The 21,725-nt window shown below is 35.7% G+C and carries 18 protein-coding genes and 3 tRNA genes; 11 read left to right on the top strand and 10 right to left on the bottom strand.

Going from position 1 to position 21,725, the window contains the following annotated elements:
- The first annotated feature begins 34 nt into the window (after window positions 1–34).
- The 4 genes from H4K33_RS02470 (at window position 35) to H4K33_RS02455 (ending at window position 915) form a co-directional block, all read left to right on the top strand.
- Window positions 35–107, top strand: a tRNA-Gly gene (locus H4K33_RS02470).
- Between the two features lie 16 nt (window positions 108–123).
- A tRNA-Leu gene (locus tag H4K33_RS02465) sits at window positions 124–209 on the top strand.
- Between the two features lie 97 nt (window positions 210–306).
- Window positions 307–660 carry a hypothetical protein gene (locus tag H4K33_RS02460; protein ID WP_182646924.1) on the top strand — a complete coding sequence of 118 codons (354 nt, stop codon included), beginning with the start codon at window positions 307–309 and terminating at the stop codon, window positions 658–660.
- Between the two features lie 169 nt (window positions 661–829).
- Window positions 830–915 (top strand) — tRNA-Leu (locus H4K33_RS02455).
- An 84-nt stretch (window positions 916–999) separates the two neighbouring features.
- Here the strand turns inward: H4K33_RS02455 and H4K33_RS02450 are convergent.
- From H4K33_RS02450 to H4K33_RS02405, 10 genes are all read right to left on the bottom strand, one after another.
- Window positions 1,000–1,713 (bottom strand): LuxR C-terminal-related transcriptional regulator, encoded by a 714-nt coding sequence (locus H4K33_RS02450; protein ID WP_182646923.1) that lies wholly within the window; start codon window positions 1,711–1,713, stop codon window positions 1,000–1,002.
- A 377-nt stretch (window positions 1,714–2,090) separates the two neighbouring features.
- Entirely contained in the window at window positions 2,091–3,332 is a 1,242-nt protein-coding gene (gene clpX / locus H4K33_RS02445) for an ATP-dependent Clp protease ATP-binding subunit ClpX (RefSeq protein WP_182646922.1), read from the bottom strand.
- Window positions 3,333–3,335: 3 nt separating this feature from the next.
- Window positions 3,336–3,995: an ATP-dependent Clp endopeptidase proteolytic subunit ClpP gene (gene clpP, locus H4K33_RS02440; protein ID WP_182646921.1), complete on the bottom strand. Its 660-nt coding sequence runs from the start codon at window positions 3,993–3,995 to the stop codon at window positions 3,336–3,338.
- An 83-nt stretch (window positions 3,996–4,078) separates the two neighbouring features.
- The gene (tig, locus tag H4K33_RS02435) at window positions 4,079–5,404 is read right to left on the bottom strand and encodes a trigger factor (protein WP_182646920.1); all 1,326 of its coding nucleotides are present in this window, start codon (window positions 5,402–5,404) and stop codon (window positions 4,079–4,081) included.
- Between the two features lie 98 nt (window positions 5,405–5,502).
- Window positions 5,503–5,859, bottom strand: coding sequence for a phage holin family protein (locus H4K33_RS02430; protein WP_182646919.1), 357 nt, complete (start codon window positions 5,857–5,859; stop codon window positions 5,503–5,505).
- Window positions 5,860–5,870: 11 nt separating this feature from the next.
- Window positions 5,871–7,490, bottom strand: coding sequence for a hypothetical protein (locus H4K33_RS02425; protein WP_182646918.1), 1,620 nt, complete (start codon window positions 7,488–7,490; stop codon window positions 5,871–5,873).
- A 17-nt stretch (window positions 7,491–7,507) separates the two neighbouring features.
- Window positions 7,508–8,758, bottom strand: a complete 1,251-nt coding sequence (locus tag H4K33_RS02420; protein ID WP_182646917.1) for an OmpP1/FadL family transporter — start codon at window positions 8,756–8,758, stop codon at window positions 7,508–7,510.
- Between the two features lie 301 nt (window positions 8,759–9,059).
- Complete coding sequence (locus tag H4K33_RS02415; protein WP_182646916.1) at window positions 9,060–12,002, bottom strand: gliding motility-associated C-terminal domain-containing protein; 2,943 nt, start codon at window positions 12,000–12,002, stop codon at window positions 9,060–9,062.
- A gap of 390 nt (window positions 12,003–12,392) precedes the next feature.
- Entirely contained in the window at window positions 12,393–13,169 is a 777-nt protein-coding gene (locus H4K33_RS02410) for an alpha/beta fold hydrolase (RefSeq protein ID WP_182646915.1), read from the bottom strand.
- On the bottom strand, window positions 13,169–13,882 hold the full coding sequence (locus tag H4K33_RS02405) for a pyridoxine 5'-phosphate synthase (protein WP_182646914.1): 714 nt from the start codon (window positions 13,880–13,882) through the stop codon (window positions 13,169–13,171). The genes H4K33_RS02410 and H4K33_RS02405 overlap by 1 nt, the downstream gene beginning before the upstream one ends.
- Before the next feature lie 94 nt (window positions 13,883–13,976).
- Between H4K33_RS02405 and H4K33_RS02400 the strand changes: the two genes are divergently transcribed.
- The 7 genes from H4K33_RS02400 to H4K33_RS02370 all read left to right on the top strand — a co-directional run bounded on the left by H4K33_RS02400 (window position 13,977) and on the right by H4K33_RS02370 (window position 21,687).
- The gene (locus tag H4K33_RS02400; RefSeq protein ID WP_220485286.1) at window positions 13,977–14,636 is read left to right on the top strand and encodes a CBS domain-containing protein; all 660 of its coding nucleotides are present in this window, start codon (window positions 13,977–13,979) and stop codon (window positions 14,634–14,636) included.
- Window position 14,637: 1 nt separating this feature from the next.
- Window positions 14,638–15,522 carry an NAD kinase gene (locus H4K33_RS02395; RefSeq protein ID WP_182646913.1) on the top strand — a complete coding sequence of 295 codons (885 nt, stop codon included), beginning with the start codon at window positions 14,638–14,640 and terminating at the stop codon, window positions 15,520–15,522.
- A gap of 135 nt (window positions 15,523–15,657) precedes the next feature.
- Window positions 15,658–16,338 (top strand): DUF6089 family protein, encoded by a 681-nt coding sequence (locus H4K33_RS02390; protein ID WP_182646912.1) that lies wholly within the window; start codon window positions 15,658–15,660, stop codon window positions 16,336–16,338.
- Window positions 16,339–17,079, top strand: coding sequence for an isoprenyl transferase (locus tag H4K33_RS02385; protein WP_182646911.1), 741 nt, complete (start codon window positions 16,339–16,341; stop codon window positions 17,077–17,079).
- A gap of 11 nt (window positions 17,080–17,090) precedes the next feature.
- On the top strand, window positions 17,091–19,757 hold the full coding sequence (locus tag H4K33_RS02380) for an outer membrane protein assembly factor (protein WP_182646910.1): 2,667 nt from the start codon (window positions 17,091–17,093) through the stop codon (window positions 19,755–19,757).
- 29 nt (window positions 19,758–19,786) lie between these two features.
- On the top strand, window positions 19,787–21,142 hold the full coding sequence (locus tag H4K33_RS02375) for an OmpH family outer membrane protein (protein ID WP_182646909.1): 1,356 nt from the start codon (window positions 19,787–19,789) through the stop codon (window positions 21,140–21,142).
- 29 nt (window positions 21,143–21,171) lie between these two features.
- Window positions 21,172–21,687 (top strand): OmpH family outer membrane protein, encoded by a 516-nt coding sequence (locus H4K33_RS02370; protein WP_182646908.1) that lies wholly within the window; start codon window positions 21,172–21,174, stop codon window positions 21,685–21,687.
- Window positions 21,688–21,725 lie beyond the last annotated feature (38 nt).

Genomic DNA, 21,725 nt, shown 5'->3' with positions numbered 1-21,725 from the left:
CAATACAGAAGTAATGCACGATCTTACAAAAAATGCGAAAATAGCTCAGTTGGTAGAGCGCAACCTTGCCAAGGTTGAGGTCGCGGGTTCGAACCCCGTTTTTCGCTCAAGTAATTTAATTACGCTCGAGTGGTGGAAGTGGTAGACACGCTGGACTTAAAATCCAGTGAACAGTAATGTTCGTGCGGGTTCAAGTCCCGCCTCGAGTACAAAAGTCCCAAGTTAACGCTTGGGACTTTTTTTTTATACCCGTGCGAATTTCATTCGCATTGATATTGACAATCTTGAATTTAGTACATTTTTATTATGAGCGCAATCGTTATTAGCCAGAAAGAAAATGAGACGTATAAGTTCACATTTGAACACCGCAGAGGACGAACTCTACTTACAAGCCAAGAACACGCCACAAAAGAAGAAGTTTACGAAACGATCAGTTACCTTAAAAACAACTTTACGGCTGTTGAGGCTATTCGTTTCAAAACACCTAGTGGAAAATTTTATTTTAAAACCGTTATTGAAGGTAATACATTCGGCACAAGTCGTCGATTCAATACTGAGTTGCGTTTTGAAAATGGCATTGAAGAAGTAATTCAAAACTTTGTTTCGGCAGAAACACTCGATTTATCACTCGATATTTTTGGAGATTTCCCAGAAGACTAGACAAAGTGTAAAAAAAAATCACTCTTCAATAAAAAACAAAATACTGATTATCAGCAAAATGAATCTGAGATCAAAAAAAAGTTTGATTTTAATTTATTTTTTTCTTGTGACACGTACTTTTTATACTATATTTGCACTCGCAAAACAGTTCTAATACTGATGAGCAGAGGCTCGAGTGGTGGAAGTGGTAGACACGCTGGACTTAAAATCCAGTGAACAGTAATGTTCGTGCGGGTTCAAGTCCCGCCTCGAGTACAAAAGTCCTAAGTTAACACTTAGGACTTTTTTTATACTCTTTTTTATTGTGCTGTACTGCATCCAATAAATACTTCCTCTACCCTAACTTTTCTGAACAGCCTCTAGTTTTTTGAGTAGTCCTATAAAACTAGTAGAATTCGTTTTACTTAAAATATTTTTGCGGTGAGTAAGCACCGTATTAACACTTAAATGCAGTAAATCAGAGACCTGCTTACTCGTTAAGCCCTCTTTAATGAGTTGAACAATTTCTTGCTCTCTAGTCGTAAGATTGAATCGATTGGTTAAATCCAGGTACACCCCCAATTCTTTATCATAAATCTTATAATCTGTTTCCGAACAAATAGGAACTATTGTATCCATTACTTTATGTGTCACTAATGATTTACACCAATACCCTTCTTCATTGATCTCTAACGCCTGATATTCTTGCAAAACCAAGATATAACTCCCATCGGCTTTTCTCAAGCGATAGCTATATTTAAACACATACCTAAACAACTCCTCGTTGCGCAATTTATTGGTAAACTCTTGGCCTTGGAGCTCTTTTTCAAAAAAATAACTTCGATCATTGGGATGCATCCAACTGATAAACATCTCTGAAGTAACACTGCTCATTTGATGTCCTGTAATCAGAGCAAACGCAGAACTAATAAAAGGAATATTATTTTCAGCTGTATCGAAAATAAAGTAATAAGATGTTCTAGATTCTAGAGAAGAATTTTGCCCTTTGGTGTTCATTTTGACATTCTCTTGATTTAGAAAGCTTACCCAATCTTTATAAGATAACGTATTCATGACGTGGTATTTTTAGTAATAAGTTAGTTCGATATGTTCTTCTTTTTTTGAAAATCAAATACTTGACCAGTTCTCTTGCTATTTTTTTTCACTGTACCTCCTTCTTTCAAAAAGAAAGCAGATCTTCCTACTCGTGATAAAAACGAGGCTCACCTATCTCAAAAAAACCACAACACACTCATTATCAGACAATCAAAAACAAAAAGGGCAAATATAAACAAAAGGTCCTGCAAAAAAATCACCTATTTGCGGTATTTATTCCTTAAAAAGAGAAAAAACTTGTTTTCAACAACGCACAAAAAAGGCACAAAAAAAGGAATCCAATACAAGTATTGGATTCCTTTATTCCTTTATTCCTTTATTTCGACGTTCAACGACTAACTTGCCGCTTCTAATCTTTGCATTAAGTTTTTATTCAACGCTTGCTCCGTATAAGCCAAATCAACGACTAATTCTGTCACTTCTTCTTTACTTGGTAGCTCGTACATCGCATCTGTTAAAATCGCCTCGCAAAGCGAACGCAAACCTCTTGCACCTAATTTATACTCTAATGCTTTATCCACAATGTAATCTAAAGCTTCGTCTGTAATAGAGAAAGCAATATTATCCATGTCAAATAATTTCACATATTGTTTAATTAAAGCGTTTTTAGGTTCAGTAAGAATTGCTCGAAGCGTTTCTTTATCCAACGGATTCATATAGGTTAAAACTGGTAAACGCCCAATAATCTCGGGTATCAATCCAAAGTCTTTTACATCTTTAGGAATGATGTACTGCATCAAATTCGTACGATCAACTTTATCTCCCTCTTTGATTGAGCTATAACCTACCGCCTGGAAATTCAAGCGTTTAGAAATAATGCGTTCAATACCATCAAAAGCTCCACCAGCAATAAATAGAATATTCTTTGTATTTACTTCGATAAATTTTTGATCTGGGTGTTTGCGTCCACCTTTAGGTGGCACATTAACAATACTTCCTTCTAATAGTTTCAACAATGCTTGTTGTACTCCTTCTCCAGACACGTCACGTGTAATAGAAGGATTATCACTTTTACGTGCAATCTTATCTATTTCGTCAATAAAAATAATTCCGCGTTCTGCTTTTTCTACATCGTAATCTGCAGCTTGTAACAACTTGGTTAAGATTCCTTCCACATCTTCTCCTACATATCCTGCTTCCGTCAAAACAGTCGCATCAACAATCGCTAAAGGCACATTCAACATTTTGGCAATTGTTTTCGCTACTAATGTTTTACCTGTTCCTGTTTGTCCGACCATCAAGATATTGCTCTTTTCGATTTCAATATCTTCATCTTCCCCATTTATTTCTTGCAACAGGCGTTTATAGTGATTATAAACTGCTACAGCCATAACCTTCTTCGTTTGATCCTGACCGATCACATATTCATCTAAAAAGGCTCTTATTTCCATAGGTTTCTTTAGCAACAATGCATTAGACAACCCCTCTAAATGCTTGGCATCTTCTTCTTCAAGAACGATCCCATAAGCTTGATCCACACAACGATCACAGATATGTGCATCAATTCCTGCTATAAGAATATTCGTTTCTGATTTTGGACGTCCACAAAACGAACATCTCATCTCTTCTTTAGCCATAAATTATTCTCTAATTAGTACCTCATCAATCATACCGTAGGCTTTTGCCTCTTCTGCAATCATCCAATAATCTCTATCACTGTCGTGATGTACTTTCTCCATAGATTGTCCAGAATGTTTAGCGATGATTTGATACAATTCGTCTTTTAATTTTAAAATTTCTCTTGCTGTAATTTCGATATCAGACGCTTGACCTTGAGCTCCACCTAAAGGTTGGTGAATCATTACACGCGAATGCGGTAAAGCCGAACGTTTGCCATCTGCACCAGCACAAAGTAAAACAGCACCCATTGAAGCTGCCATTCCTGTACAAATTGTAGCTACATCTGGCTTAATAAATTGCATTGTATCGTAAATACCTAAACCAGCATATACTCCTCCACCTGGAGAATTCACGTAAATACTAATGTCTTTTTCATTATCAACACTAGACAAGAACAACAATTGTGCTTGAATGATATTAGCCACATAATCGTCAATTGCAGTTCCTAAAAAAATGATACGATCCATCATTAAACGTGAAAACACATCCATTGAAGCGACGTTCATTTGGCGTTCTTCAATGATGTAAGGAGTCATACTACTTACGATTTTATCGTAATACATACTATTTATACCGTGATGCTTGGTCGCATATTTTTGAAATTCTTTTCCGTAGTCCATAAACTTTTGCTTTTTATGATTAAAAAAATAAGCGTCTATTCATTCAAATAGACGCTCAAATATACTTATTTTTCAGGAAAGAATTATTCTCCGTACATTTCCTTAACGAAATCTTTGTAAGAAACTTCTTTCACTTTTGCTTTTACTTTATCTGTAAATAAAGCTAACATTTTTTCGTTCATTGCTTGTTCAGAAATACGTCTTACCTCATCTTGGTTTGACATAACTCTAGCTACGATATCTTCAACTGTTTTATCATCTGGTTCAGTTTGACCAAATTGAGCCAACTGTTCTTTGATTAATTTAGTAGTATACGCTTTGATATCTTCAAAAGTCAATTGTAACTCGTATTGAGTCATTACTTTTCCTTCGATTAATTGGTAACGTAACCCTTTTTCTGATTTTTCATACTCATCAGCAGCTTGTTCAGCAGTCATTGGAGTATCACCAGCAGTCATTAACCATTTTTTCAAGAATGTTGAAGGCAATTCAAAAGAAGTTGTTTCTAACAATGATTCAAAAACATCGTTTAAGAATTTTTGATCTGCTTGAGAAGCGAATTGTTTTTCAGCATCTTCTTTGATTTTTTCTTTTAATTGCTCTACAGAAGTAACAACATCTTTACCAAACAATTTATCGAAAAGTTCTTGGTTTAATTCTGCTTTTTCAGATTCGTTGATTTCATTGATTGTAAATACAACATCAACTTCTAATCCGTGAACTTTATCGTGATCAATTCCTAGAACATCCATTAATTTGTGATCGTCTTCGAATAAACCTTTTGTGTTTACAGTAACTTGATCACCAACTTTTTTGTTTAAGAATTTCTTTTGGTTCGTTTTTGTTCTGAAATCAGCAACAGCGATTGTTACATCTTTGTTGATTCCTTCTTCTTCGTTTGTAAAAGTACCTACTAATTCAGAAGTTTCTTCAACAGCTTCTTTCGATACTAATTTCCCGTATTGTTTTTGAATGTATTCAACTTGTTCATCTAACATCGCCTCATCAGCAACGATATTAAATTTAGTTACATTTGATTTTCCTTCTAAGTCTACTGAAAACTCAGGAGCTAAACCTAATTCAAAATCAAATTTTAATACATCGGCGTCCCAGTCAAAGTTCTCATCCATTACAGGAAGAGGATTTCCTAAAATATCTAATTTTTCATCTACAAGAAAATTATTCAATTTCTCTTGCAACATTTTGTTTACTTCTTCAAACAATACTGATTTTCCGTATTGTTTTTGAATTAAACTCATCGGTACAGCACCTTTTCTAAATCCAGGAACATTTGCGTTCTTTTTGTAGTTAGATAACACAGTATCTACATTACCTTGGTAATCTTCTTTTGCAAGTTCAATAGTAACAATTGCATTAAGAGCATCTACATTATTTCTTGTAATATTCATTTTTTGATGTATTTACATATAAAATTGGGTTGCAAAAATAAATTATTTTTACAACCCGTCCAACTTTTTAAGTGTTTGTCTTTCAACTATTAAATTTTTTACATCTTTCTTGGTTCTCCTTTTAAGAAAATCCCATTTACTATCGATTGGCAAAACACGAGGATTAAGCTGAATAACAAGGCATACCAAAATCCGTCCACTTGAAATCCATCAACAAAATAAGCACTGAGCATAATGATGATTGCATTGATAACGAAAAGAAATAGCCCCATGGTCACAAGAGTAGCAGGCAGTGTCATAAAAACCAAAACAGGTCTTAAAAACACATTGAGCAACCCCATTACCACAGCAACCCAAAGTGCGGAAGTCCATCCGGTAACGTGAACACCTGGAAGCAACCAACAAAGGAAAACGACCAAGGCAGTTGTAACTAATAATCGAATAATAAAACTCATATTTTTTCTTTTTAGTTCTGAAGTACTAAGGTTGGTCCAGGATAAACAGCTGGATTAACCAAGGGGATATTTGCGTTGTAGTGGTTGTTAATCACGCGTAAGATTTCTGCAGCTATAAAAGCATACCCTCTAGGATTTAAGTGCACTCCATCAAGTGAAAACAACACGGTGTTTAGGTTCCCCATTCCTTTAAAGTAGTCTGCGGTATAAATTTGTCCATCTTCGACTCTTAACCCGCTTACTGCTTTACGCATCAACTCATTCATATCTGCAACAGCTAATCCTTTCTCGTTTGCTACAGATTTAATAATCGTATTGAACGCAATTGTAGCAGCTTGAACTTTCTGTTGTTCTACGGTATTTAATACATACTTATCGTCAATTGGGAAGGTAATACCTTTAATCAGCATGGCGTCCATTGTCGGGTTTCCGGTATTAAAAGAAGCACCAATTTGAGCTCTACTTGTCAATAGCATTAAATCTTTTTGCGTAGCGTGTCTTGCTTGTCCAAAACTTTTAGCGATAAAGGCAATTTCAGCATCAGTAATAGGGAAAGGGAATTTTCCAGATGCCACTAAAAATTTAATAGTACCTGCGATTTGCGGTTCTAAATTTGCCAGCGTTTTATCTTGAATCAACAGAGGGTTTGCTTTGTCTTTATCTAACAACTGCAAGCGATCTCCTTGACCAAATTGCCCTAAGATTTCTTTAAACATTCCGACTAACATATTCAACTGATCAAACACAGCTTCTGGTGTTTGTCCAGGTTTTACAACAGCATCAGCTGTAATTGGGTTATACGGTACTGTCGTAAAGTATGGAATTGTCGTTACATCAGGAACAGTAGCTAATACTCCTTTTGCTCCACCACTTGTCAAAGTAGTAACGATTCCTTCGTAAGCTACTTTAAACACTCCTACATGTGTAATATCATTACCTCCATATTGCGTCAAATCAGTTCCATTTGCCTGTTCGTTTTGATCAACTCCTTCACCACCAGAGGTAGCGTAAGCTAAAACATCGTTAGCACCAATCCAATTGGTAAAAAACGTTGGTTTTAAACTCATCACATCAGCCATTACTGTTGTTTCATCTGAAGTAGCAGTACGCACAAAATAAGGATTGGCTTTCCCTTGTTGTAAATTGCTCAAACTTCCGTAACCGGGAGCGATCAAATGAAATGTTTTTGCTCCAGGCACTCCTGCATTGTGATAGGCTTTTTGACTTTTCTTGGTTACGTCTAACGTTACAGTTCCCGATTTATTTTCAGGGCTACTTGTAGACATATTCATCACAAGTTTTGTATCAAAACCAGGCATCGAAACTCCACCGACTAGCATTCCTCCAACATCATTTGTATCATCATCTAAAGGGGGTTGCGTAAATTCACCTCCTCCGACAATTTTAAATTGCTGTGCTAGTATATTGGGAAAAGAGTTCTTTTGTCCAGAGCGGTAAAGTGTTCCATCCATATAACCCGCTGTTAGAGAATTTCCAATAGCTACATAAGAAGAGAAATCTGCCTCACCAGCATAATAAGTTTCCGAATTTATTTCATCTTTAATAGAAGGCTCACAAGAGGCCGCTAAGAAAGCCAAAACAGGAGCGATATATAAATATTTTCTTTTCATCTTAAATCATTTTATCATTAAAAACTATAGGTAATTCCTATACCACCACTAGTTACTGCAGATTTATATGTTCCGCCAAAAGAGACATTTTGTCCATCTTCATGGTAGTAATCATATGAATTATGTGTATCACTAAAATGTAGATAAGAGAACACTAGGTCAACTCCAATACCATTTTTAAATTTATAAGTTAAACCACCTGTATAGGCTCTAGAATCATTTCTCGGTGTTTCTGGTGCGAAATATCCTTCTTGAACCGGACTTTCATCATAATACCATCCAGCTCTAAGCGTTAATTGATCATTTACTGCATATTGCGCTCCAAAGCGATAGGTACTAGAGTCTTTGTAATTTCTTGCATTAACTGAAGTTCCCAACGGGCTATCTACGAAATCGATAACCAAGGCGTCATATACTTTCCAGAATGTTCTATTATAATCAAAAGCCAACACCCATTTATCCCAAGAATACGAAGCACCCACCGTTAACTCTGCAGGAAGAGGCATTTCGGCTTTAATTTTTCCATCTTTAAACATGGCTGCTCCAAAAGCAGGTGCATTTGAGAATTTTGCTTTTCCACTGTTTTCTTTCATAATCACTTTAGAGCGATAATTCATCCCTAAGCGCAAATGGTCGTCTACATTCACCAAATATCCAGCAGTCCATCCCCAAGCAGTAACATTTTTCGCTTCAATTTCTACACTTGTACGCTTCCCTTCTTCATTGGTCATGCTTCGAGAAACATTTCGATCAAAGGTTACCCCTCCATTAACGAAGATAGGTCCCCCGCCAAAACTAAAGTGTTTACTAACTTTAACAGCAATTGTAGGTTGAAAGTAAAAGGCTTTTAAGTCGATGTTATTGACTAGATGCGAACCTTGCCAATCCCTATCCCAGTCTACCGCACTTCCATAAGGCGTATAAACAGCTAACCCAACGGTCAACCAATCGGTTGCCTTATAGGTACCGTACAGATAAAATGGGGTTCCAGGGTTACGCGTATCATTTTCCCAACCATATGTTTCGTTTTGAAACTTTGTATCCGCGACTAGATAATTCATCCCCGCTGAGAAATTAAACTTATCATCTAGATAAACCGATGCCGCGGGGTTAAAAAATAGAGATTCCGCACCACTACTAATAACAGCCACACCAGCATGCCCCATTGCAAGTTGTCTATTTCCTTGCATACTAACGCGATAACCACCTGCATACGTCGATGCGGTAATTAGGGTTAAAAGAGACAATGACAATACCTTTTTTATCATAATTAACTATTATTTTATTTCACATATAGTAAATATATAAATATATAATAATTTGACAAATTTTTAATACACACTTTAACATCCAAAAAGAAGATTTAGAAACAATTCTTCTTCTTTTTAGAAAAAATCTAAACAAGTTCCATTATTTTATATCATTTTTTTAATTATTCTTTTTACAAGTTATTGAAACAACATATTTTTTAAGAAACCATTTTATCAGAAGTAAAAACTACAAAAAAAGCTGCCTTGTGATTACAAGGCAGCTTTTCGAAATATAAACTTAAAACGCATGATTTAAGCACTAGTATTGGAGGTAAATCCAACCGGTATAGACATCATTCAGGATGTTTTTCATCACGTAGAAATACGTCCCTGATGGCAATAGTTTATTTCCTGAGTTTGATTGACCAAACCATTCTTTTTCATACTTCCCTTTTTCGTAGACAATTTGCCCCAAGCGATTAAATATTTTAATGTTCTGGACGTTGTAATTTGTCAAATCCAAGAAATCATTTGCACCATCTCCATTGGGCGATATTCCCCTTGGAATAAACACTTTTTGATAGTTTATATCCATGCATGTATCACAAGCCTCAACAGGATCTTCATTTTCTGGAGCCTCAACCGTTACAATATTAATAAAGGTTTTTACATTGGTTAGAGGGATGGTTAACGTCACTTCATAAGTCACGGAATCACCCACATCCAATCGAGCAATTGTATCGAATAAATCACCACTACCTGAAGTACCTTGCGAGCTACTCCAGCGCATATCGATTACTCCTTCTGGCATTTGATCTACTACCTCTACATCAACCGCAGATCCTGGTCCTTTATTTTCTACTACAATGCGATATGTTGTTTCTTGACCAGGGGTATAATAAGTCAAACCATCATCTTTTGTTGCGTGTAAATCTGCTTGATATAGAATGGCTGTAATAGTAGGATCATCTTGTTGCGGTGTTTTAGGGTCATCAGATACCTTTGTCATCGTTCCGGTTGTTGTTTGAGCAACCAACGTCGCTTGATTAACAACCGTTTTTGCTCTAAAATCGGCTTCTGTAATGGTGTGATATGCCGTAACAGTTACTGTTTCACCAGGTGTTAATTCAGCAATTTTAGCTGGTCTCAACGAACCAGTATCTGCATTATCATCTGTAATTTCAATAGCTGTAACGAGGGTTTCTCCTACGTTTTTTACAACAATTTCATACTCGATCTTATCGCCAATTCGATTGTATTCTAAGTCGACCGCCTTTTTAGTAAACGACAATTTCCCTAGTGTTATAATGGCTTCAGCGGTGTTATTATCCATATTTGGATCAATAGCCTCACCTTCTACTGTTGCTTTATTGAGGTATTCTCCTTCTTCAACGATCTTGACTCTGATCTCTAGTTTCACTTCCTCTTGTGGAGCCAATTCACCAATACTCCATTTACCAGTAGAAGCATCATAGGTTCCCTTATCCGCTTCATAACTAACAAATTCATATCCAGAGGGTAAGATATCCTCTACGGTTACATTTGGATCAGCGAAAATTTCATCCAAATTCTTGACGGTAATTTCAAAAACGGCAAATCCGTCATTTTGAGACTTTACCCTTTTGGTAATGGATAAATCAACACATGGTATAACCTCAACATCTAAAGGCAAAGAACGATTACTCCAACCGCATTCTTTTTTAATTCGAACAGTATATAATCCGCTTTCGGTCACATCGATATACGATTCTGTTGTAACACCAATAGATTCTCCATTTAAAAACCATTCATATTCTATTGATTCCTCTTCTGACTCTAAACGAACTGTACAATTTTCATTTCGTTTAACTTCAATAGGTGCTTGTGCTGCTTGTCCAAAAGAGGAAAAAAACGCAGACATAGAAAACCCATCTCCTTGTTGTACTAAACTAACGGTAAGAGGAAGATCGGATCTCAAAATGATATTTTCGGGATTTCCGATTGACGTATGGGTAAACGTAATCATGTACAAACCGCTATCACCTAATGGCACACGAGTTGTATTCGTTAGCGTTTCAATATCTTGATTGTTTAGCAAAACGGGTTCTGTTTGGTGTTCAATAACGGCAAACCCCATATAAGGTAGTCCATTATCATTGTAATTGACAAATTTCTTGGTTTGTATATTGATTGAACCGGCACACCCTCCTATGGGTAAAACAGTAGAAATATCGGTTTCACACTCCACGGCTGTACCTGCATAAACGATAACCTCATGATCAGATACAATTAAACTTGACGAGTTTTTGTTGATTCCATCGCCGTGATAAAAAGAATAATAATCACCGGCATTAGCTAGCACCTGTGTAATCAATGTTCCCGAAGCAACACCTTGTGCGGTATAATTTTGTATCGTAAGGGTTGTATTGTCTTTTGTAGCGACAACTAAACTTTGTTCAGATCCTAGTAGCTGATTGCGTTGTGTTTCATTGGGTACTGAACCTTCTCCACGTACGACTAAATAGCGATTACCTAACATATGTACAGGAGCTACTTGATCGAATGTTCCATCTTGTCCATTTATTCCTCCAGGCCCGCAAAGTCCAGGCGTATCTCCCCAGTTTCCAACATTTACAACCACAGATTTATTTGCCTTCAAATAACTTCCCATAGGAGCTTTAAACAATCTGCTTTGACCTTCATTTAGCACAAAAGTATCTACATTGGTTCCTTGTTGAACTTCTACTGTTGTTTCATCTTCAGTTGCCATAACAGCATAAACGGGCGCATTAGCATATAATCCTTGCGTACTTGATCGATAATAACCTAAGCGAAACTCAACTCCTAATCCTTCTTCACCAAAACTCACTAAAGAGGCATTTCCCTTAATATTTTCAACGCCCAAAGAGGTCCATCCTATCGTTGCATCAGAAGCTATATTTCTAAGGTTTATTAATACAGGCTCACTAGCTTCTACAACCAAACCTCGATCGTCATAGGTTGTGTCAATTGCATTTCTTGTCACTCCATTGGCATCACCTTGAAAACGATAAGAAACGGGATTATTAGCAGTAACCGTTAAAGTTGTCAACTCCGTTCCATCGCTCTTTTTCAGGATTACATCAACTGGATTGGTGGACAATGTACCTATTACGATTTGATTTGCTGTGCTCCAATACTGCCATGGGGCTGGAGCGATGTAATGTTGTTTGTAGTATTGTGCAAAAACAGCATTACTTAACAACAGTAAAATACCAAGTAGGAAAACATTTTTTTGTTTCATAGTTGTAAGGGATTCTAAGGTTTTTACGCCAAAATCAACATTAGATTACTGATTTCAACGTTTAAATGGCTACTTCTCATTTTTGAGATCACCTAAATTAAGTTAAAATAAACTAAATAACAAGAAACCAATAAAATTAAAACAAAACAAAATACTAAACAAAATTCATTTTTAACAAACAAAAATCTATTTTTCACATAAAATACATCGCTTTATATAAAATTTAATTTCATCACCTCTTATTTTGTTTGTTATATTTATTAAATCTAAATACAAATAAAACATTAATATTGTTGAAAAACAAGATATACTCCTTCTTCAAAATCGATATTTACAAAAAAAATAGCCCTTGCAGGAATTGCAAGGGCTATTTTATATTTTAAATCTGTTTTACTTAGTCAAAAACTTCAAAACCAATTCAAAAAACAATTGAGGATTTTCGGCGTGTAACCAGTGTCCTGCGTTTGGAATCGTTTCAATGACGGCTTGAGGGAAGTGTTTTTTAATACTGGCATGATCTTTCTCTTGGATGTAATTTGAGGCTCCTCCGCGAATAAAAAGCGTAGGTTTATCATATAAAGCATCTTGATCAATTCCTTCTCCAACAACATTTTCATCTCGATTAAATACTTCCAAATTAAATCGAAATGCCAACTGATCGGGTTCTTTCCAATATAAGCTTTTCAACAAAAATTGTTTGGTACCGAAGTCACTAATACGCGTACTAATTAGGTCATCAACTTCTTTTCTCGAAGGCTTGGTTGAAAAATCTACAGCATTTAAAGCCGTTAAAATATCTTGATGATGAGGCGCATAAGAACGAGGTGCAATATCAGCCACTATAAGTTTCTCCACTCTAGTAGGGTATTTCGAAGCTAAGTGCATTGCTACCTTTCCTCCCATAGAATGACCTAAGACAAGGGCATCACAAATATTGTAATGATCCATGTAACGAATAACATCCTCAACCATAAAATCATAAGACCAATCGTCAGAATGAAAACTTCTACCGTGATTTCTCAAATCCAGTAAATGCATTTCATATCCTTTTTCCACCATTTGCTTAGCAAAGGTGTTCCAGTTGTCAGACATTCCAAAATACCCATGTAATACAAGCATTGGAATTCCGCCTTCTCCTTCAATTTTTGAATATAAAATCCCTTCCATTAACTCAATTTTTGAATATACATATTAACTACATTTTCCAATCCCAAATAAAGTGATTCGGCAATCAAAGCATGTCCAATAGACACTTCTAAAAGATTGGGAATATTATTTTTAAAGAATTGAATATTATCTAAACTCAAATCATGTCCTGCATTAATTCCCAATTCTAATTCGACAGCTAATTCGGCGGCTTTAATATAAGGATCAATTCCCCTTTCATTTCCCAATCCGTATTGTGTTGCGAATTCTTCCGTGTACAACTCGATGCGGTCAGTTCCAACTATTTTAGCTCCCTCTACCATTTCAAGAACAGGATCAACAAAAATAGAAGTACGGATTCCCTGTTGTTTACATTCTTTGATCACATCAGTCAAAAAATCTTTGTGTTTTAAGGTATCCCAACCAGCGTTAGAAGTTAATGCATCAACTGCATCAGGAACTAAAGTTACTTGTGTAGGTTTACACTCAAAAACCAGTTTTAAAAAGTTATCCATCGGATTACCTTCTATATTGTATTCTGTATGTACAACGTGCACTAAATCTCTTGCATCTTGATAGCGAATATGACGCTCATCAGGACGAGGGTGGATGGTTACCCCAGCAGCTCCAAATTTTTGAACATCTTCAGCCACTTTCACTAAATTAGGTACATTACCCCCTCTAGAATTTCTTAAGGTAGCAATTTTATTGATATTTACAGATAGCTTTGTCATAATTAAGATATTAAAAAACAAAAATACAAAGTATAATTAAGGCTTATTGGTTTATTTTTAATTATTTTGCAGTTAGAATTTAATAGAACCTATTTTGACGACCGTTGAATCATCTTTACTTACGCTTCCTACCTTCACCCTTTCTACACCGGTGCATGAGGTAATTGCTTTTCTCGATCAGCACGACTATTCGCATTTAGCACTAGTAGATGCTAACGATAGTTGGATAGGAAATTTGGCCACATCGCTTTTATATGAAATTGACGAGACTCAAACTTTGGCGTCGATAAGCTATCATGTAGAATCCTTTTATATCCAACCCACTGATGATCTGGCCAAAATAGCAGATACTTTTATTCAAAATAAATGTAATATCCTTCCTGTTTTAGACACAGAACACTACCTAATAGGAATGCTTCCAAAAGCTGCTATAACTGCAAACTTATTGGAAAGTACCTTTTTAACTGAAGTTGGAACAACTTTACTGATCGAAAATGACACAGAAGCCTGCAGTCTTGCTAAGATTACGCAACTAGTAGAAAGCAACAACAGCAAATTACTCGGAATTATTGTATGGAGCACCTCTGACCTCAAAACTCAAGTACTCTTGCGTCTAACACAAAAAAACGTAGATACAATTATTCAGGACTTACGGCGTTTTGATTTTACGATTGTTTCGCAACACGAGGAAGATTCACATCAAAATAAACTAATAGATCACTCCAATTATCTAAACAAATTTTTAAACATATAGTATGAAATTTGCAATTTACGGGCAAACCAACAAAACCATCGTACAAAACATCGTTAATCGTCTTTTTAACGTTTTTGAAACTTATACACCTACGATTATTTTCGAGCGAAATTTTTACGATCTTTTAAACGAAAAAAACATACTTCCGACAACATATGAGACATTTGACGACGAAAATGAATTACCGTTAGACGTCGACTTTTTCATTAGTATTGGTGGAGATGGTACGATGCTAAGAGCTGCAAATTTTATTAAAGACAAAAATATTCCCATCGTAGGGATCAATGCTGGGCGTTTAGGATTCTTAGCTAATATACAGGAAGACACGATTGAAGAGCATCTGCCTCATTTGTTCAAAGAGACCTATAAGCTATCGAGAAGAGCTTTGCTTACAATAGCGTGTGATCCGGCGTCTAACTCAAATTTTGATATCAATTTTGCCTTAAATGACATCACTGTTTCGAGAAAGAATACAACCTCAATGATTACAGTAGAGACTTACCTTGACAATGAGTATTTAGCTACCTATTGGGCAGATGGTTTAATTATATCTACCCCTTCGGGATCAACAGGATATTCATTGAGTTGTGGAGGTCCTATCATTGAACCGGAAACAGGGTGTTTTGTTCTTACTCCATTAGCACCGCATAACCTTAATGTTAGACCTTTAGTTATCCGAGATAACTTAACAATAAAATTAAAAGTTAACGCTAGAGAAAGTCAGTTCTTGCTATCAGTAGACAGCAGCACACAAGCCGTAAACAACGAAACAGAAGTAACAATATCCAAAGCACCTTTCACCATTAACTTAGTAGAATTTCCACAACAGAGTTTTATTAAAACCTTGCGAAATAAGTTACTTTGGGGCGAAGATAAACGCAATTAAAAAAACGTCAAAACAACTTTTTTTATTACATTTATTTTTTTATAACTCTTTTTTGTCTGATTTTGTCATAACAAATTCTTTTTTTTCAAACAAAGAGACGTCATTATTACTATATTTGTGAATTATTTTAACAAAATGAAAAAGGCCTTTATTACATTTATCTTGCTGCTTTGCATGCCTTTAGCATACGCTCAAATCCATGAGGTAGGCGTTGGTTTAGGTGGTACTAACTATGTTGGAGACATTGGATCCACACAGTTTATTAATCCTAAAAATTTAGGCTATAACATTTTTTATAGATGGAACAAGAGTCCTAGACATTCATACCGTCTTAGTTTTAGTCAACAAAAATTGACAGGAAACGACGCAGACGCTTCAAGTGAAAGTAGAAAAACACGAGATCTTCGTTTTGAAAATACAATTCAACAATTGAGTTTAGGTCTTGAATTTAATTTTTTTGAATTCGATTTACATCAAGAGAATTTTGCAATGACACCTTATTTATATGCAGGTGTATCGGGAATTCGCTACTCCGATTTATATTTCAGAGGAAAGAGACTAACTAAAGGTGATAAAAAATATACAGCAGCCATTCCCTTTGCTGCTGGAATGAAAATACGAGTTAACCCTCAAATTAATATTAACGCAGAAGTAACTGCAACTTATAGTTTTACGGACAACTTAGACGGCAGTAATCCTTCTGGATCCAAAATGGAAAATTTTCGCTTTGGAAAAAAAGGAAATGACTGGTTTTTCTATTCAGGCATTACGATAAGTTATACTTTTGGACATAATCCTTGTTATTGCGCAGATTAAATGAAATTGAAAGAACAAATTAACATGAACCAACTACCAAAGCATATTGCGATTATCATGGATGGCAATGGTAGATGGGCTAAACAACGAGGTTTTCTAAGAACAATTGGCCATGAAAATGGTGTAAAATCACTGAGAACCACTTTAAAAAAATGTGGAGAACTGGGCATTAACTATTTAACGCTCTATGCTTTTTCTACTGAAAATTGGAACAGACCCAAATATGAGGTAGACAAGTTAATGGAATTATTAGTCAAATCACTTACAAAGGAACTTCCCACTTTTATGGAAAATGGAATTGCACTTAATGCAATTGGAAATCTAGAATTACTTCCAGAAAAAGTTCGTCAAAATTTGGCTTCAACAATTGACAAAACGAAAGAAAACAAAAGGATGACTGTAACTTTAGCACTTAGTTATGGTGCTAGAGCAGAAATAATACACGCAATTAAGGAAATTTCTATTAAAGTTAAAAATAATATAATTTCAGAAGACAATATTGACGAATCAATTATTAATGAGCATCTTTACACGCATAATATGCCTGATGTTGATTTGTTAATACGCACAAGTGGAGAACAGAGAATTAGTAATTTCTTACTCTGGCAGATTGCTTATGCTGAATTATATTTTACAGAGGTATTATGGCCCGACTTCTCTGAAGAAGAACTTTATCGTTCGATTCTTTCTTACCAACAAAGAGAGAGAAGATATGGAAAAACAAGTGAACAAATTAAATAAAAACGAAAATAATGTTTCAAAAAGGCATCTCACTTTTTGCCCTGTTCATTGCAGGTCTAATTTGTAGCAGTGTTCAAGCACAACAAGGAGACTATATTCCTACCTTAGAAACCCCTAAAACTTATATTTTAGGAGATATAAAAGTTACTGGTAAAATCAATTACAACCCTCAAACAGTTGTAACTTTTACAGGTTTAAATAAAGGTCAAAAAATTTCTGTTCCCGGAGAAGAGATTAGTGATGCATTAAAAAAACTTTGGAAACTTGGTTTTTTTAAAGACATCAATATATACGAAACATCTGTTGTAAATGACACCATTAACCTAGAGTTATCTTTAAATGAGTTACCTCGTTTAAACAGCGCTAAAGTTAGAGGGTATAAAAAAGCTAAATCAGAAACTGTTATCAAGGAAGCAAAATTGACTAAAGGAAAAATTGTCAACGAAAACTTGCTTTCAACAACTAAATACTACCTTTTAAACAAGTATAAAAAAGACGGTTTTTACAATACCAAGATCACGCTAAACACAGTACCTACAGATTCTACTGGTCGCTATGTAGATTTAGTAGTGGGAATTGATCGCGGAAAAAAAGTCCGTATTTCTGATATTCAGTTTGATGGGAATGGTCATTTAACGGACAAACAACTACGCAAAGCATTAAAGGATACAAAAAAACGCAGTCCATTTAACCCGCTTCGAATCTTTAAACCTTCAAAATTCATTCAAACGAAATATGAAGAAGATCTAACGCGTTTAGTAGACAAGTATAAAGAAAAAGGATATCGTGATGCTCGTGTAATTGCAGACACGACAGCTTATGATCCAAAAACTAATCGCATAGCGATTAACATCGATGTAGAAGAAGGTAACAAATACTACATTGGAGACATTCGCTTTATTGGAAATACAGTATACACCAACAACCAACTTAGAAATATCTTGGGAATTGGAAAAGGCGATGTATACAATGGCGTTTTGTTAAACAAGCGAATCAACGACCAAACGGATCCTGATGGCTACAACTTAACGAATCAATATCAAAACAACGGATATCTTTTCTCGAATATTACTCCTGTAGAAGTAAAAACAGCGAATGATACTATTGATTTTGAAATTCGAATCACAGAAGGACCTATTGCTCGTTTCAACAACATCACGGTTAGAGGAAATGAATATACCCATGATCACGTAATTCACCGTACCTTGAGAACAAGACCAGGAGAAATCTGGAGTAAGGCTATGGTAATGGAAACGATGCGTCGATTAGGACAATTAAACATATTTGATGCTCAAGCGATTGTACCAGATATTTTAAATCCGGATGCAGCTTCAGGAACAGTAGATGTTGAATGGTCTGTAGCAGAAAAGGGATCAAGTCAGGTTGAATTACAAGGAGGTTACGGTGGAGGAGGTTTCATCGGAACTTTAGGATTGTCTTTCAATAACTTCTCTTTGCGTAATATTTTCAATAAAAAAGCATACCACCCGTTCCCAATGGGAGACGGTCAGTCGTTATCCTTGAGATTACAAGGAAGTTCATACTTCCAAACCTACAGTTTGAGTTTCTCAGAACCTTGGTTGGGAAGAAAGAAACCTGTAAACTTATTCGGTACTATTGCGTATAGTAAACAAAACTTATATGACTACTACAGTAGAAGAACTGATCGCAGTAGAGGGTTTGACATTACAACCATTCAATTAGGGGTGGCAAAGAATTTAAGTGTTCCTGATGATAACTTCGTGTTGTCACATACCTTAAGTTTCCAATACTACGATATGAAAAACTACAACACAGGATTATTTACCTTTGGTGATGGTTCTTCAAGAAACTTATCGTATCAAATTGAACTTTCTAGAGATAACCGCGGGATGGATCCAAACTTCCCTACCTTTGGTTCATACTTTAGTGTAAGTGGAAAATTCACTCCTCCTTACTCTTTATTCAACAATGTTGACTACAAGAATTTAGGAAATCAAGAAGAATATAAATACAAATCTAAACCAGGTCAAATTGATCCAAATACAGGATTGGTTATCCCTACTGGTAGTTATTTAAATGCAGCAGGTCAACCTGTGAGCAATTGGCAAGATGCTACTGCTGATGCAAGTAAAGTAGACCAAAAAAGATTCAACTGGTTAGAATATTATAAATTAAAATTCAAAGGTGATTGGTATACCACAATTTTTGATAAATTAGTATTCAGAACAGTTGGTGAATTTGGATATATGGGAGCTTACAACAACAACCGCGGGGTTGTTCCATTTGAGCGTTTCTATGTTGGTGGAGATGGATTAGTAAACTTCTCATTAGATGGACGTGAAGTTGTTCAATTAAGAGGGTACAAAAACCAAGCTTTAACCCCTATTAATCAGTACGGCGAACAAATTGGAGGTACTATATACAATAAATTCACCCTAGAATTACGTTATCCTATTACACTAAAACCAAGTGCATCTGTTTATGTATTGTCATTTGCAGAGGCTGGAGCAGCATTCGATTCATTTAAAGACTACAATCCATTCGATTTAAAACGATCTGCTGGATTGGGTGTTCGCGTGATTATGCCAATGTTTGGTCTATTGGGTATTGACTTCGGATATGGATTTGATGCACCTCCAGGAATGACACAAAGAAATGGATGGGAGACTCACTTTATCCTTGGGCAACAGTTTTAGTGATACACTTTGCTAAAATTTAACAAATTATGAGGTATCTTTTTATTTTTTTAATCAGTATTTTTGGTTATTCTATTTCTTTAGCCCAAGGAGGGTCTGCACGAGTTGCCTATATTGATATGGAACTAATTTTGCAACATGTACCAGAGTACACGGAAGCAAGTGCACAATTATCCAATCGAGCCGAAGGATGGAAGCAAGAAATTGACAAAAAGAAAGAAGAGATTAAAAAACTCAAAACGGATTTAGCAAACGAACGCGTTTTGTTAACCCGTGATTTGATTAATGAAAAAGAGGAAAGCATTAGTGAACTCGAAGACGATCTTTTAAAATATCAGCAAAAGTATTTTGGTACAGATGGCGAATATTTTTCTCAAAAAATAAGCTTGGCAAAACCGATTCAGGATCAGGTATTTGCTATGGTTCAAGATATTGCAGAGGCGAGAAAGTACGACTATGTTTTAGACAAAAACGCAGAAACTACAATGCTCATAGCGGATAAACGATATGATATTAGTAATTTAGTCATTCGTAGGATGACTTCTGCTCGTCGAAAACAAAACATGACAGCCGAACAGGTAGAAGCTGTTGAACAAGAGGAGAAAGAAGAAGATGCAATTGCTTTGAGACAAAGTCGACGCGAAGAACAACAACGCAGAAGACAGGAAGCTGAAAAGCAAATGCGTCAAGAGCAGAAGGAAGAAAAACAAAAGCAACAGCAATCTAAATCGGATCAAGAGCAGATTAGCCAAGAAGAATCGATAAAACGCCAACAAGAGGAGAAACTCAAGGAGCTTGAAGAAAAAAGAGAAGAAGCTGAGCGTCTAAGACAAGAAAAAATTGAAACGCAAAAGCAACTCTTAAAACAAAAACAGGAAGAGATCGAACAGAAGAAGAAAGATGACAAACAAAGAAGAGAGCAACTTCAGTTAGATCAAGAAAATAAAATTAAGCAGCAGCAAGAAGAGGCTGAACAGAAAAAGAAAGAAGAGCAGCAAAAGAGAGAGCAACTTCAGTTAGAGCAAGAAAATAAAATTAAGCAGCAGCAAGAAGAAGCTGAAAAGCTTAAAAATGAGAGAGAGCGAAGACAACAAGAAGAACGAGAAAGAAAACGTCAAGAGGCGGAGCAACAGCAAAAGAACAATAAGAACGAAGAGCTCGAAAAACTAATTGCTGAGCGAAAAGCTGCAGAAGAAAAACGCAAAGCAGACCTCGAACAGAAGAAAAAAGAAGCTTTAGAACAGCGTCGCAAACAAATTGAGGAGACGCAACGCAAGCAAGAAGAAATCAAAAAACGCGTTCAAGAGGAACAAGAAGAGAAACGCAAAAAAATGCTTCAAGAACAAGAAGAACTGAAAAAACAAATTGAAGCCGCAAAAAAGTAACAAGTAAAATAATATAAAAAACGAATACAATGAAAAAAATGAAATCCTTATTGATTGCAGCAGTAATGTTTTTTGGCGTTAGCTTAACTACAGCAACAGCGCAAACTAAAGTTGCACACATTGATGTTCAAGCTTTAATTACAGAAATGCCTGCGATGAAATCAGCGGAGGCAGAACTGAAAGCATTAGGTGAAAAATATCAAAAAGAATACGAAACAATGGTATCTGAGTACCAAACTAAAGCTCAAAAATACCAAGGAGAAGCTGCTACAGTTGGAGATGCAGTAAACGAAGAAAGACAAAAAGAAGTAGAAGGTCTTTTACAACGTATCCAACAATTCCAAACTACAGCTGGACAAGAGTTACAAAAGAAAGAAGTTGACTTAACGCAACCAATCTTTGAAAAAGCTAGAACAGCAATCCAAAAAGTAGCACGTGCACAAGGTGTACAATATGTATTGGATTCTTCAATGGGTTCTGGTGTTTTATTAGCAGATGGTACTAACTTAGCTGCTGATGTTAAAAAAGAATTAGGTATTAAATAATTCATTATTATAAACAAAAAAGTCCGTTATTATGACGG

The organism is Myroides sp. WP-1 (assembly GCF_014145635.1).
Taxonomy (GTDB): Bacteria; Bacteroidota; Bacteroidia; order Flavobacteriales; family Flavobacteriaceae; genus Flavobacterium.
Note: the sequence above shows the minus strand (reverse complement) of the source record. Positions and strands in the feature narration are given on the sequence as shown.